This window comes from Clostridium sp. 10cd*, assembly GCF_044336395.1.
Classification (GTDB): Bacteria; Bacillota_I; Bacilli_A; order Erysipelotrichales; family Erysipelotrichaceae; genus Clostridium_AQ; species Clostridium_AQ innocuum.
On the sequence record NZ_CP172347.1, the window covers coordinates 1,125,401 to 1,138,981 of the forward strand.

General features: G+C 45.2%; 12 protein-coding genes. 10 read left to right on the forward strand and 2 right to left on the reverse strand.

What is annotated here, in order from left to right:
* Nucleotides 1-224 precede the first annotated feature (224 nt).
* Nucleotides 225-1,040: a MerR family transcriptional regulator gene (locus ACG3M1_RS05590; protein WP_002608021.1), complete on the reverse strand. Its 816-nt coding sequence runs from the start codon at nt 1,038-1,040 to the stop codon at nt 225-227.
* 86 nt (nt 1,041-1,126) lie between these two features.
* Here ACG3M1_RS05590 and ACG3M1_RS05595 point away from each other — a divergent pair, with 86 nt between their 5' ends.
* Nucleotides 1,127-2,857, forward strand: a complete 1,731-nt coding sequence (locus tag ACG3M1_RS05595; protein ID WP_009269605.1) for an ABC transporter ATP-binding protein — start codon at nt 1,127-1,129, stop codon at nt 2,855-2,857.
* On the forward strand, nt 2,850-4,631 hold the full coding sequence (locus tag ACG3M1_RS05600; RefSeq protein WP_009269604.1) for an ABC transporter ATP-binding protein: 1,782 nt from the start codon (nt 2,850-2,852) through the stop codon (nt 4,629-4,631). Before ACG3M1_RS05595 ends, ACG3M1_RS05600 begins: the two co-directional genes overlap by 8 nt.
* 258 nt (nt 4,632-4,889) lie before the next feature.
* Here ACG3M1_RS05600 and ACG3M1_RS05605 read toward each other — a convergent pair whose 3' ends face one another.
* Nucleotides 4,890-5,231 carry a hypothetical protein gene (locus ACG3M1_RS05605; RefSeq protein ID WP_008819672.1) on the reverse strand — a complete coding sequence of 114 codons (342 nt, stop codon included), beginning with the start codon at nt 5,229-5,231 and terminating at the stop codon, nt 4,890-4,892.
* Nucleotides 5,232-5,531: 300 nt separating this feature from the next.
* On the opposite strand from ACG3M1_RS05605, the gene ACG3M1_RS05610 reads away from it, so the two are divergent.
* The 8 genes from ACG3M1_RS05610 (at nt 5,532) to amrS (ending at nt 13,548) form a co-directional block, all read left to right on the forward strand.
* Nucleotides 5,532-5,894, forward strand: a complete 363-nt coding sequence (locus ACG3M1_RS05610; RefSeq protein ID WP_002608025.1) for a hypothetical protein — start codon at nt 5,532-5,534, stop codon at nt 5,892-5,894.
* Nucleotides 5,895-5,970: 76 nt separating this feature from the next.
* A complete protein-coding gene (locus tag ACG3M1_RS05615) occupies nt 5,971-6,759 on the forward strand; it encodes a histidinol-phosphatase HisJ family protein (protein ID WP_021420097.1) in 789 nt (262 codons plus the stop codon).
* A 19-nt stretch (nt 6,760-6,778) separates the two neighbouring features.
* A complete protein-coding gene (locus tag ACG3M1_RS05620) occupies nt 6,779-7,342 on the forward strand; it encodes a histidine phosphatase family protein (RefSeq protein ID WP_008819674.1) in 564 nt (187 codons plus the stop codon).
* 403 nt (nt 7,343-7,745) lie between these two features.
* Nucleotides 7,746-8,438: an iron-sulfur cluster assembly scaffold protein gene (locus tag ACG3M1_RS05625; protein WP_002608028.1), complete on the forward strand. Its 693-nt coding sequence runs from the start codon at nt 7,746-7,748 to the stop codon at nt 8,436-8,438.
* 11 nt (nt 8,439-8,449) lie between these two features.
* The gene (locus ACG3M1_RS05630) at nt 8,450-9,451 is read left to right on the forward strand and encodes a GGGtGRT protein (RefSeq protein WP_002608029.1); all 1,002 of its coding nucleotides are present in this window, start codon (nt 8,450-8,452) and stop codon (nt 9,449-9,451) included.
* 679 nt (nt 9,452-10,130) lie between these two features.
* The gene (locus ACG3M1_RS05635) at nt 10,131-11,102 is read left to right on the forward strand and encodes a rod shape-determining protein (RefSeq protein WP_002608031.1); all 972 of its coding nucleotides are present in this window, start codon (nt 10,131-10,133) and stop codon (nt 11,100-11,102) included.
* Nucleotides 11,103-11,423: 321 nt separating this feature from the next.
* Nucleotides 11,424-12,743 (forward strand): AmmeMemoRadiSam system protein A, encoded by a 1,320-nt coding sequence (gene amrA, locus ACG3M1_RS05640; protein WP_217792971.1) that lies wholly within the window; start codon nt 11,424-11,426, stop codon nt 12,741-12,743.
* Nucleotides 12,727-13,548 carry an AmmeMemoRadiSam system radical SAM enzyme gene (gene amrS / locus ACG3M1_RS05645; RefSeq protein WP_217792969.1) on the forward strand — a complete coding sequence of 274 codons (822 nt, stop codon included), beginning with the start codon at nt 12,727-12,729 and terminating at the stop codon, nt 13,546-13,548. Before amrA ends, amrS begins: the two co-directional genes overlap by 17 nt.
* The last annotated feature ends 33 nt before the right edge of the window (nt 13,549-13,581 follow it).

Here is a 13,581-nt window from a genome sequence, read left to right on the forward strand (position 1 = left end):
GACAGTAAGAACAGGGAAAGGAGGTGAAGAAACACATCAGCCATTTTCCGGGACTGGTGCCTACTATGTAAAAAGAGTAAGTGCACGAACACCCCTGCTAGAATCAAAAGACCCGAGGCTGGTTAGCCGGATTATACCTCAGTCCATAGGGGGTTCAATAGATACCCGGCATTAGAGCATAATCATGCAGATAAGGATACAGAGTAAAAAATGTTCAACTGTTTCTAATCCACCAGATCCATACGAATATAGGTCACGTACCGAGTATGATCCTTTTGTGCGATATCGGCAATCAGATATTCCTCGTAGGCGTAGGGACCGATTATTAAATTGCATTGCTCAGCATACGCAAGCATCCGCTCGTAGGTATTCTGAATTGTATCATAGGAACCCTTATGCCATGCACACAGATAACTCCCTTCTTCACGGATATGTGTGTTTCGGCGGATATCCTTTTCAATCTTCATAAAAAGATAAGAGAAATTGAGATAATCTCTGTTACGTATATTGTCTGTCTTGATCATACAGCCCACAGATTCCTGAACCAGTACATTATGCTCCTTGCAGAAGCTGATATATTCCTCCATGAAGGAGGCAAAGCTGCGGCTGGAGGCATTTTCCAGATCATCGCTGCAAAGCAGAATCTCTCTGGGATATTGGCGTATGGTGATATCCTCATCCTCATGCGTTACCGCAAACAGCGTGCTTTCCTTCATATAGACCATCATTCGCTTCAGGGCAAGCAGCTTTTCAATCTCCCGGTCCACCTCCTCAAACTTATCCTCCAGCAGCTGCAGAAACACTGCAGGACTGCGCTGCTCCAGAAATACCTTGATATCCTTCAGCGGCATTCCCATTTTCTTCAGCTTGGTGATGACGGAAAAGGTATCGTACTGATGATAGGAATAATATCGGTAGCCATTCTCGTTGACCATGACCGGCTGAAAGAGCCCGATCTCATCGTAATGAAACAATACATGCTTTTCCACCCCGCAGATTTTCGCAAACTGTCCTGCTGTCAGATATTTCTTTTCCTTCATATATACATTCTCCTCTTGACTGTAAGGTTACCTTATAGTTTATGATAGTATAGCTCACGAACGACGTCAAGAAAGGAAGGGATATTTTGAAACTTATTTTGCATTATCTGTCACGATATAAAAAACTATTCATTATCAATGTCATCTCCGTTTTCGGATTTGCATTGGTGGAACTTGGCATCCCGACCATAATCGCGGATATGATCGATGTCGGTGTTATGAATGCCGATACGGATTATATCATCCGCATGGGATTTGTCGTACTGCTGATCTCACTGATCGGCGTCAGTATGACAATTCTTCTCGGGTATTGCTGTGCAAAGATTTCCACGGCAATTACCAGAGATATCCGAAATGATATCTTTGATCATGCACAGCGCTTTACTGCGTATGAATTTAACAGGTTCGGGATTTCTTCCATGATTACCCGTACCAACAATGATGCTTTTCAGATTCAGATGTTTGTCAATGTGCTGCTTCGTACTGCATTGATGACGCCGATCATGTTCGTTGCAAGTATTATCATGACGGCCAGAGCATCACTGCCTTTGAGCGGTATCATTGTGGCAACCATCCCGCTGATTATCATCGGAGTCTTTGTGGTTGCGAAGATCAGTAAACCGATTTCCGAAAATCAGCAGGCATCCCTGGATAGTCTGAACCGGATTTCCCGTGAGAACTTAAGTGGAATCCGTGTGATTCGTGCATTTGACAACGACGCCTATGAACAGCAGCGCTTTGATGATACCAATGAGAAATTCACAGGCTATTCCAAAAAGCTGTTTAAGCTGATGATGATGACCTCGCCGATTTTCTTCCTGCTTATGAACGTAGCAGGCCTGTGCATTTACTGGGTGGCTGCTTTACTGATTCAGGGTGGCGATTTGCCGCTTGGTCAGCTGGTGGCCTTCATGGATTATCTGTTCCACGCCATGTTCTCCATTATGCTGTTTTGCACAGTCTTTATGATGTATCCGCGTGCAGAGGTCAGTGCCAAGCGTATTGAAGCAGTATTTGATACGGTACCGCTGGTGCACAATGACGGAAAACGCATGGATGGAAATCAGCAGGGTACGATCAGCTTCGAGCATGTGACCTTCGTCTATCCGGATGGGGAAGAGCCGGTGTTGAAGGATGTCAGCTTTTCTGCGAAAAAGGGTGAAACGATTGCCTTTATCGGAAGTACAGGGTCGGGAAAAAGTACACTGGTCAATCTGATACCGCGGTTTTACGATGTCAGCGAGGGAAGCATCCGGATCGACGGTGTGGATATCCGCGACTATGATTTATTTGAGCTGCGCTCCCGCTTAGGTGTGATACCGCAGAAAGCCTTTCTGTTCAATGGAACGATTGCGGACAATATCCGCTTTGGAAAACCGGACGCAACCATGGAAGAGGTTATGCAGGCGGCAAAAACCGCACAGGCATATGACTTCATCATGGAAAAGGAGCATGGCTTTGAGGAAGAAATCACCGAGGGAGCGACCAATGTTTCCGGTGGGCAGAAGCAGCGTCTTTCCATTGCCCGGGCGCTGGTGCGCAAGCCGGATATCTATGTGTTTGATGATTCCTTCTCCGCACTGGACTTCAGAACGGATGCCACACTGCGCAAAGAGCTGAAAAAAGAAACCGGTGATGCCATCGTCATGGTTGTCGCACAGCGCATTTCCAGCATTATGGAAGCAGACCGCATTGTTGTGTTAAATGAAGGAAATGTCATCGGTACCGGAACTCACCGGGAATTGCTGAAGAACTGTGAAATCTACAAGGAAATCGCATTGTCTCAGCTCAGTGAGGAGGAACTGGCACATGAATAAGAAGCTTTCATCACTCAAACGGATCGTATTCGGACTGAAACCATTCATCTCTCCATATAAATGGGAATTTGCAGGTGCTGTCCTTATGGTCATTATCAGTGTGGTTACCATGGTCAGTGCGCCAAGTGTGGAGGGTATGATTACCACACAGCTGGCAAGCGATTTGTCACTTGCCGAAAGCATTGGAAAGCTGCAGGTGAATTTCGATGAAATAACGAAGATCATGCTGATGCTGGCATTCATTTATCTGGCGAAGACCCTGTCTCAGGTATTTGCCGTTATCTGGCTGACAAACGCGATTCAGCATGCGATGCAGGATTTAAGAAATGCGCTGCAAAGTAAGATTCGCCGCCTGCCGGTACGCTACTTTGACAGCCACCAGTTCGGTGATGTGCTGAGCAGAATCACCAACGATGTGGACGCAATCAGCAATGCCCTGCAGCAAAGCTTTGTCAATGTGGTTACCGGTGTTCTAACCATCATTCTGGCACTGATCATGATGTTTCGCATCCATGTTCTCATGGCATGCATCGCCTTTATGATCATTCCGTTATCCTTGTTGATTACCGTCTTTATCGTAAGGCATTCCCAGAAACGCTTTAAGGCGCAGCAGGATGCACTCGGCGCATTGAATGGCGCCATAACGGAGCTGTATACCGGCTACAATGAGATTCTGCTCTTCAACAAGCAGCAGCAGTCTATTGAAAAATTCCGCAATCTGAATGAAAATCTGCGGCAGAATGCATGTACCGCACAGTTTGTATCCAGTACCATCGGACCATTGAATGCGTTAGTTACCTATCTGACTATCGGCGGTGTTGCGGTTGTTGGTACGATACAAATCATACAGGGAAACCTGAGCGTTGGAAATCTGCAGGCCTTTGTCCGCTATATCTGGCAGGTCAATGATCCATTATCTCAGATATCCTCCCTTTCCTCACAGATTCAGTCGGCCTTTGCGGCGATTGCGCGTGTTCTGGAAATTCTGGAGGAGGAAGAGGAGATTGCAGAGCTGAACCCGCCGAAGCATATTGAACAGGTAAAGGGAAATGTCACCTTCTCGCATGTTCGCTTCGGATATGGTGAGGAGCCGCTGATGAAGGACCTTAACGTGGAAGTGAAAAGCGGACAGATGGTCGCAGTTGTCGGTCCTACCGGTGCCGGTAAAACGACACTGATCAACCTGCTGCTTCGTTTCTATGATGTCAACGGAGGAAGCATCTGCATTGACGGTGTGGATATCCGCGACATGAAGCGTGGGGAGCTGCGGGATATGTTCGGTATGGTATTGCAGGATACCTGGCTGTTCTCCGGAAGTATTTACGATAATATACGATACGGGCGTCTGGATGCCCGCAAGGATGAGATCATTCACGCAGCAAAGATGGCGAATGTTCATCACTTTATCCGTACCCTGCCGGACGGCTATCATTCCGTGATCAATGAAGAAGCCAACAATATTTCACAGGGAGAAAAACAGCTGCTTACGATTGCCCGTGCTATATTAAAGGACCCGCAGATTTTGATTCTGGATGAGGCGACAAGCTCTGTCGACACCCGTTTGGAAAAAATGCTGCAGGAGGCGATGCACCGTGTAATGGAGGGAAGAACAAGCTTTGTCATTGCGCACCGTTTGTCCACCATACGCAGTGCCGATCTGATTCTGGTGATCAACGATGGAGATATCGTCGAACAGGGAACGCATGAGGAGCTGATGGAAAAACAGGGCTATTATGAAAAGCTGTACAATTCACAGTTTGCGGACAAAGAATAGGTGTGCAGCCATAGCTTGCGGTAAATGAGGAAACAACAACGAATCAGCGCAGACGATAGTTACATGCTGCATTGCGTTCCTGTTCAAACTGAAAAAGGATAGGCAGGCTTTTCATAAAGTCTGCTTAAAAAGAAGCCTCCATACTATTGTAAACTGTCAATCGTATGAGAAGCTTCTTTTTCTATGCTTATATGTATGCAGTTCTTATATTCGTATATTCGCTGAAAAGCTCGATAACCGCTGTGATGTTGTATAAGCTTACGCAAGATACTGCTTCAGCTTTTTTTGAAGCCTGCGGGCATGCTCTACCATTTCGTAATAATCCAGATTTCCCCTTATGAGCACCTGTTCATTCATAAGAATGTCCTCATAGCCTCGCAACAGGTGGATGCGAACGATTATATGAACCTGTTCATTGCCGTTGGCTATACTGTTTGTCATAGAATTGGCCACCGCATTTGCTACTGTGGCACCGGCTTTTTTCAATACCGGACGAATCAGCACCTCTGTGCGTTTCATAACATTTATGGAGTAATCTCTACCGCTTTGCATGAAATAGATTCTATTGCTTTGAACTCTGAAAAAATCACTGGACTTCATAAGAAATCACCTCCCGGCATACAGCCTCTTCTATCTATAATATAACACAAAGCACAGGTAAAAGGCAGATGAGGGACAACGGATTTTTAAAATTCGTAAAAGATTGTATTGTAAAAGGGTTTTGTCTTCTTGTAAGAATGCATAAAATACGGTATAGTAATGGAAGAAAGAATTATATCGACAGAAAACACAGGAGGTAGTGTACCATCACACAAACAATTATTTTTCATGAGGAACCTTTTTTGTATTTTCAACATATAATTGCATAAGCTATTAAAAAGATAATGGAGGAATCAATGAATGAGAATCAAGAATGACGATGTTCTGGCACATTTGCGCAGTTTTGGCTTTACTATGCAGGAAAACAATGCTCAGGGATTTATCCGCTGGCAGAAACGTATCGGAGATATGCTTGTCACCATTGCGAACGGACAGTTTGAAAATAAGATCCGGGTGTCCCTTTTACAGGACAGAAACGGTAATATCCGTACATCTTATAAGGATATACTCGCGTATACGGAGCTGATCTGTTCTTTACAGGATGCAGGACTGACCGGGATGAGTCAGGATTGCACCTGTTATCAGGAGGAGGATGTCGTGGAACCGATGGATAATCCGCTCATTTCCTTTCCACGCAAACCGGAAGGCTTTATGGCACAGTAATCACGGCTGCAGGGGGAATCGGTTGCAATCACGCTTTTCTGCAAGTATAATGTAGGAAATAAAAAGGGGTGATATCGTGATTGACGGACATATGCATCTGGAGAATGGTCCGCTTACTGTGGAGTATGCGATGAAATATGTGGAAGCCGGTGTAAAGGCAGGTATGGATACCATACAGATTCTGGATCATACCCATCGGTTTCTGGAGTTTAAGCCGATGTATGACAATCTGAAGCAGGCTTCTGTTTACCAGAAGGACTGGTTTGAAAAGAAAAAGCTGGAGCCGCTGCAGAGCTATTTTAACCTGATTGAGGAAATGAAGAAAATGGAGCTTCCGATTGCGGTTCGTTTTGGTCTTGAGGTATGCTATGCACCACAGGATAAAGCATTCCTTCGTGATTTGCTGGCAGGCTATCCTTATGATTTTCTGATTGGAAGCATTCATTCCATTGACGGACTGCTGTATGATATGAATGGATTTTCCCGGGAAATATTATGGGATAAATATGATACCAATGCCATTTACAGGCGGTATTATGAAATTATGGAGGATATGATCGAGAGTGATTTGTTTACACAGATCGGGCATCCTGACCAGCTGAAGATTTTTCATTATGAACCGGATTATGATTTGAAGCCGACCTATGAAAGACTGGCAGTGCTGGCTAAGGAGCATGATGTATATATGGAAACCAATACCGGCTGTCATTACCGTTACCTGCACGAGGATGTCGGTACCAATCAGGTGTTTCTGGAAATTCTGAAGGCACACGGTGTTAAAATTATGACGGCAAGTGATGCGCATCAGCCGCAGCATGTGGGAATGCATATTGCAGAAATAAGCAGGCAGCTGGGGCTGGACTAGCGGAAAGGACAACAGGGAAATGGGTTTATATTTTGTAAGACACGGGCAGACGGACTGGAATGTAAGGGGAAAGCTGCAGGGGAAGAGTGATATTGCATTGAATGAGACCGGACGCCTGCAGGCTGTGGAAACAAGAGAAAAGCTGAAGCAGGTAGCCATGGATGCCATTTATTGTTCGCCGCTGATGCGTGCGAGAGAAACAGCTGAAATTATCAATGTGCTGTGGGAGCTCCCCATACAGTGCGATGACCGCCTGATGGAGAGAAGCTTCGGTGATATGGAAGGTGCATTGCGAAAGGATGTTCCCTTCGATGACCTGTGGGCATTTTCTTCCGCATCCATGTTTGCGGGCGGTGAGGATACCGCACATTTCTATGAACGGGTAGAGAGCTTTTTAAAGGAGATTCTCCCGTATGCGCAGGATAAGGAAATTCTGATTGTAGCACATGGCGGAGTCAGTATTCCCTATCAGTGCTTCTTCGAGGGCTATGCGTGTGTGGAAAATCTGAGTGATCTCATCATCGCAAATTGTGAAGTCAGGCACTATGCCGCAAAGCAAATACAGGAGTTGGTAAAGGGATAAGCATCCCTTTTTTTTGATCTCGATAACGAGGCAGCTGTATGCAAGCAGTTTATGCAGGGGAAATCAAGCATGCAGGTAGGAATATTATACGATACCGCAAAAGAAGTCCTCGTATTTTATATCTGCATCCTCATTTATCATGTCTGTGGACAGTCAATTTTCTTGCTTGTTTACGGGCTAAAAACGATGGTAAGCATTGACATAGTCATGGAAAAGAATTACAATAAAATGGTGGGTAACGATTTCTTGTGAAATATTGCACGAATAAGAAAACCGTACATATCCGCACTTGCAAATGTTGTTTGATAGAGGAGATGACATTGCAGAAGCAGCTACAGCTTTCCTGAAGGGGAAGGTGGCATAAAGGTAAATCTATCATGGATTATGAGAAAGGAGAAATGACATGATTTATTCAAAAGAAGTTGAAAACATGTGCACTGTAAAGTGTGGTGCGAGCCATGGATGTGCACCTATTCCTGAAGAAGGAAAATGGGTTTATTCAAGAGAAATCAAAGACATCTCTGGTTTGACACACGGTATTGGCTGGTGTGCTCCTCAGCAGGGTGCCTGCAAACTGACATTAAATGTAAAAGAAGGTATTATTGAGGAAGCACTGATTGAAACAATCGGATGCTCCGGTATGACTCACTCTGCTGCTATGGCGAGTGAAGCAATTGTTGGAAAGACACTGCTGGAAGCTGTTAATACAGACCTTGTTTGTGACGCAATCAACACTGCTATGCGTGAATTGTTCTTACAGATCGTCTATGGACGTACACAGTCTGCATTCTCTGAAAACGGACTTCCTGTAGGAGCTGGTCTGGAAGACTTAGGTAAGGGAACCCGTTCTCAGGTTGGTACTGTTTACTCTACCAAGGTTAAGGGACCTCGTTACCTGGATCTTGCAGAAGGATATATTCTGAAAATGGGTCTTGACGAAAATGGGGAAATCATCGGTTACGAATATGTAAACATGGGTGTCTTCATGGATGCTGTCAAGAAGGGTGTAAACGCTGAAGAAGCTTTAAACAACGCTAAGAAAACATACGGTCGTTACGCAGATGCTGTTAAGTACATCGACCCGCGACACGAATAGGAGGAAAAATCATGGCATTATTTGAAAGTTACGAAAGACGTATTGATACGATCAATAAAGTTTTAAACTCATATGGTATTTCTTCTATCGAAGAAGCAAAAAAACTGTGTGACGATTTAGGTGTAGATGTATACAACATCGTGAAGGAAATCCAGCCAATCTGTTTTGAGAATGCTTGCTGGGCTTACATCGCTGGTGCTGCAATCGCAATCAAAAAAGGCGACAAGAGCGCATATGAAGTAGCAAAATCACTGGGTGAAGGTCTGCAGAGCTTCTGTATTCCTGGATCCGTTGCAGATGACCGCAAGGTTGGTATCGGGCATGGTAACCTGGCTGCTATGCTGCTGAGCGATGAAACAAAATGTTTCGCATTCCTTGCAGGACACGAAAGCTTTGCTGCTGCTGAGGGTGCTATCGGTATTGCACGTAATGCAAACAAGGCTCGTAAAGAACCGCTGCGTGTTATCCTGAATGGTTTGGGAAAGGATGCTGCAAAGATCATTTCCCGTATCAACGGATTTACCTATGTAGAAACTCAGTTTGACTACTTCACAGGAGAACTGAAAGAGCTGTCCAGAACGGCTTATTCTCAGGGAGAAAGAGCTGCTGTAAACTGCTATGGTGTGGACGATGTTCGTGAAGGTGTTGCAGTTATGCATCACGAGGGTGTTGATGTTTCCATCACTGGTAACTCTACGAACCCTACACGTTTCCAGCACCCGGTTGCAGGTACATACAAGAAAGAATGTATCGAACAGGGCAAGAAATACTTCTCTGTAGCAAGCGGTGGTGGTACCGGACGTACTCTGCATCCGGATAACATGGCTGCTGGTCCTGCTTCCTATGGTATGACAGACACAATGGGACGTATGCACTCTGATGCACAGTTTGCCGGTTCCTCTTCTGTTCCTGCTCACGTAGAAATGATGGGTCTGATCGGTATGGGTAACAACCCTATGGTTGGTGCCAGTGTAGCTGTAGCTGTAGCTGTTTCTGAAGCAATGAACAAATAAATAAACAAGAAAGCCTTTGAAAAAGGGCTTTTTTTCATTTGTGGGACAATGGCAGTACCTACAGCATTCCTACATTATTCATACATCTGTATTTCTGCTTAGGCAACAGGAGCGAACGCTATTTTCAATGGTTCCTGCTTTCTAATCACCTCCTGAACACAGGACTCATAAGAGGGAAGCACAGACTTAAAATGATGAAGCTGTCTTTTTTATCTGGACTACGAAATTATCCATTTCCTTCGCCAAACTTTCCTGGCTTAAGGCTTGTCTGCGGTAACCTGCTGCATACGGATTGATACCATTTGTGAGCAGGCGGTAACCGTGGCTGACAGTTACCGTAAACTATATGCAGGATGTCCTTCAGCTGACTTCGCAATACGGTGTATTGCAGTATCCAAAAGCCGGTTTTCTGATATCTGTAATTTTATCGGTATTCTATGATGTTTCATTGGCTGCGCTGGTTTCTGCTTCCAATTTTTCTTCCTGTTCATAAGACTGTACTGGTTTGCACGAGCGGTTTTTGGGCATACTGAGACACATAGAAGGGGTTTTTATCTATGGCTAAGTTTGTAAAAGTAAAAATTTATCAAAAAGATTCTTGTTTCTTTGCTTTTACTGGTAAGAAATGGTATATTATTATTGGAAATTCGACAATGCAGGATATGAAAGAAGGTTAAACATGGCAAGAAAAATTGGAATTGACTTGGGAACAACAAATTTACTCATTTGTGTAGATAACAAAGGAATCCTGGTGGATGAACCTTCCATCATTACAGTAGATGCTACAACTAAGAAATGTATAGCGGCAGGTCTTGATGCGAGAGATATGCTGGGACGTACACCGAAAAACATGATATGTATCCGTCCGTTAAAGGACGGTGTGGTTGCTGACTTTGAGGCAACTGACATGATGCTGAACTATTTTCTAAAGAAATGCGACCTAAAGGGCATGTTTAAAAAGAACGTGATTTTAATTTGTCATCCGACAAAAATCACTTCTGTTGAAAAAAATGCAATCCGGGACTGTGCATACCGTGCCGGAGCAAAAAAGGTATATCTGGAAGAGGAACCTAAAATAGCAGCACTCGGTGCAGGACTGGATATCGGTAAGGCAAGTGGAAATATGGTGCTGGATATCGGGGGAGGTACGAGTGATATTGCGGTGCTTTCTCTTGGGGATATCGTATGTTCTACCTCAATCAAAACTGCAGGAAATAAAATTACACAGGATATTCTGGAAAATGTACGCATTCAGAAGAAAATGTATATCGGTGAACAGACGGCGGATGAAATCAAACGCCGTATTGCGAATGCGCTGGTTGTTAAAGAACCGGAAACCATTACCATTTCAGGACGTGATGTGGAAACCGGGCTGCCACATTCCATTGACATTAACAGCAATGAGGTGGAAAGCTACATAAGAAGCAGCTTACAGGAAATCGTTCATGCCACGAAGACGATTCTGGAGGTGACACCACCGGAGCTGGCAGCGGATATTGTTCAGCATGGGCTTGTCCTAACCGGAGGCGGCGCATTATTGAAAAATCTGGATCAGCTGATGCGCAATGAGCTTCAAATTCCTGTATATGTTGCTGAAAATGCATTGAAATGCGTTGTTGACGGCTGTACCATTATGCTTCAGAATTTATAATTGCATATCCTATAAGAACCGCGGGCTGCGGTTCTTTTTAGTTTTCTATTCGACTGCTGCAAAAAAAGGAAGAAAGCAGTTGTTGCGGATGCCTGTATAAAGAGGGAACTCTGGATATGCAACGGGCTTTATAAATATATAAGTGCTGTCTTTCTGATGTTCGTTATACTATGCAAATTCCCTTTCATGCCGTGATTTCAGGCTTTATTCTAAATTCACGGTGAACACTAGCCCTGCACATGGAAATGAACGCTTCTTTTGACGGCGAAGGTTTAAAAATTGAAGGAGAATGTGTATAATGGAGATAAAGGAAGTGATACAATGTTAAGTAAAGCATATATCGTTCCGCACCCTCCGATTATCCTTCCGGAAATCGGCAGGGGACAGGAGCGGGTTATTCAGAATACAGTGAATGCCTATCGCATGATTGCCCATGATATAGCGTCTGCAAAGCCGCAGACAATCGTTGTGTTTTCTCCGCATGCCCCAAGCTATCGGGACTATATTCAGATATCCGATGGCGCACAGGCGTTTGGCAGCTTTGAGGCCTTCGGTGTGAAGGATGTGGATATGAAGGTGTTGTACGATGAAGATTTTGTCGATATGCTCTGTCATGCGGCAGCTTCCCAGGGACTGCCGGCCGGTACGCTGGGAGAGCAGAGTCAGACACTGGATCATGGGACCATGGTGCCGCTGCATTTTATTTTACAGGAATACACCGATTTTCGGCTTGTGCGTATTTCAGTCAGCGGACTGGATCGTGATACACAGGTGGCCTTTGGAAACTGTCTGCGCAGAGTTATTGATGAATCACAGCGCAATGTTGCAGTAATTGCCAGCGGAGATCTATCTCATAAGCTGAAGGAGGACGGACCGTATGGATTTCATCCGATGGGGCCTGTATTTGATGAACAGATCGTAGATATTATTAAAAGCAATGACTATGCACGCTTGCTGACTATGGATGAGCAAATCATCGAAGAGAGTGCAAACTGCGGCTATCCTGCATTTGTGATGCTGCATGGTGTGCTGCAGGCATATCCCATTGATTCTCAATTTTTATCCTATGAGGGACCGTTCGGTGTCGGTTACGCAACGGCAATCATCAGTGTATTGAAAAAGGATCCGTATGTCGCACTTGCCCGGGAATCACTGGAGGTATACATTCGTTCACATACAGTGCTGCCGTTACGGAAATCTCTGCCCAAAGACCTGCTTACCTGCCGGGGCGGCGTCTTTGTCTCTCTGAAAAAATTCGGTGAGCTGCGCGGATGCATCGGTACAATTGCACCGGTACAGGAAAATCTGGCACAGGAGATCATTTCCAATGCAATATCCGCAGGTACCAGAGATCCTAGGTTTCTTCCGGTTGAGGAAAAGGAGCTGCCCTATCTGGAATACAGTGTGGATGTATTGAAGGAGGCTGAGCAGATTGACAGTCTGGAGCAGCTGGATGTCAGGCGATATGGAGTAATTGTCAGTGACGAGCATCGCCGGGGCTTACTGCTTCCTGATCTGGAGGGGGTGGATACACCGCTTCAGCAAATCAGTATTGCATTAAACAAGGCCGGTATGGATCCGGATGAGCCGTTTTTGCTGGAACGCTTTGAGGTTGTCCATCACCATGAGTGCCGTATGTGAGCTTTGTCCGCATAACTGCCGTATACCGGAGGGAAAATGTGGATTCTGCGGTGTAAGAACATGCAGAAACGGCCGTATTGTTTCCACTGCCTACGGGAAGATATCATCCATGGCTCTTGACCCGATTGAGAAGAAACCGCTTCGCCGTTTCCATCCGGGCTCACAGATTATGTCAATTGGCAGCATGGGCTGTAATATGCGTTGTCCGTTCTGTCAGAATTATGAGATTTCAATGCAGGAGGACGCTGCATTTTGTGTTCGGCTACAGCCGCAAAAGCTTGTGGACATCGCCCTGCAGCAGAAGCAGAGGGGCAATATCGGTATCGCTTATACGTATAATGAGCCTTTGATCAACTTTGAATTTGTTCTTGCCTGCTGCAAGCTGGCACGGCAGCACGGGCTGAAAAACGTCATTGTTACAAATGGCTGTATACAGGAGAAGCTGCTTGAGCTGCTCCCCTATGTCGATGCAATGAATATCGATGTGAAGGCCTTCGATGAGGAGGGCTATCGCAGACTGCAGGGAGATTTTACAGCCGTACGCCGCAGTGTGGAGCTGGCTGTACAGCATACACATGTTGAAATCACCTCCCTTATGGTGCCGGGACTGCATGATGATGTAGATCGAATCGAGGAGGAAGCGGCATGGCTTGCTTCTTTGCATCCGGATATACCGCTCCATTTAACAAGGTTTTTTCCCATGTATCACATGTACGGGGAGCAGCCTACAGCAAAGCAGCTGATCCTGAAGGCGGTGAAAGCGGCATCCGGATGGCTGCGATATGTCTATGCTGGAAATATGTGACAGGAAACAAACATGAAAACATGCATATACTAC

Bases quoted from the DNA above. Each gene is read 5' to 3' on its own strand.
- ACG3M1_RS05600 (WP_009269604.1), top strand. From the start codon at position 2,850: ATGAATAAGAAGCTTTCATCACTCAAACGGATCGTATTCGGACTGAAA.
- ACG3M1_RS05620 (WP_008819674.1), top strand. From the start codon at position 6,779: ATGGGTTTATATTTTGTAAGACACGGGCAGACGGACTGGAATGTAAGG.
- amrA (WP_217792971.1), top strand. From the start codon at position 11,424: ATGTTAAGTAAAGCATATATCGTTCCGCACCCTCCGATTATCCTTCCG.
- ACG3M1_RS05635 (WP_002608031.1), top strand. From the start codon at position 10,131: ATGGCAAGAAAAATTGGAATTGACTTGGGAACAACAAATTTACTCATT.
- amrS (WP_217792969.1), top strand. From the start codon at position 12,727: ATGAGTGCCGTATGTGAGCTTTGTCCGCATAACTGCCGTATACCGGAG.
- ACG3M1_RS05630 (WP_002608029.1), top strand. From the start codon at position 8,450: ATGGCATTATTTGAAAGTTACGAAAGACGTATTGATACGATCAATAAA.
- ACG3M1_RS05610 (WP_002608025.1), top strand. From the start codon at position 5,532: ATGAGAATCAAGAATGACGATGTTCTGGCACATTTGCGCAGTTTTGGC.
- ACG3M1_RS05590 (WP_002608021.1), bottom strand. From the start codon at position 1,040: ATGAAGGAAAAGAAATATCTGACAGCAGGACAGTTTGCGAAAATCTGC.
- ACG3M1_RS05605 (WP_008819672.1), bottom strand. From the start codon at position 5,231: ATGAAGTCCAGTGATTTTTTCAGAGTTCAAAGCAATAGAATCTATTTC.
- ACG3M1_RS05625 (WP_002608028.1), top strand. From the start codon at position 7,746: ATGATTTATTCAAAAGAAGTTGAAAACATGTGCACTGTAAAGTGTGGT.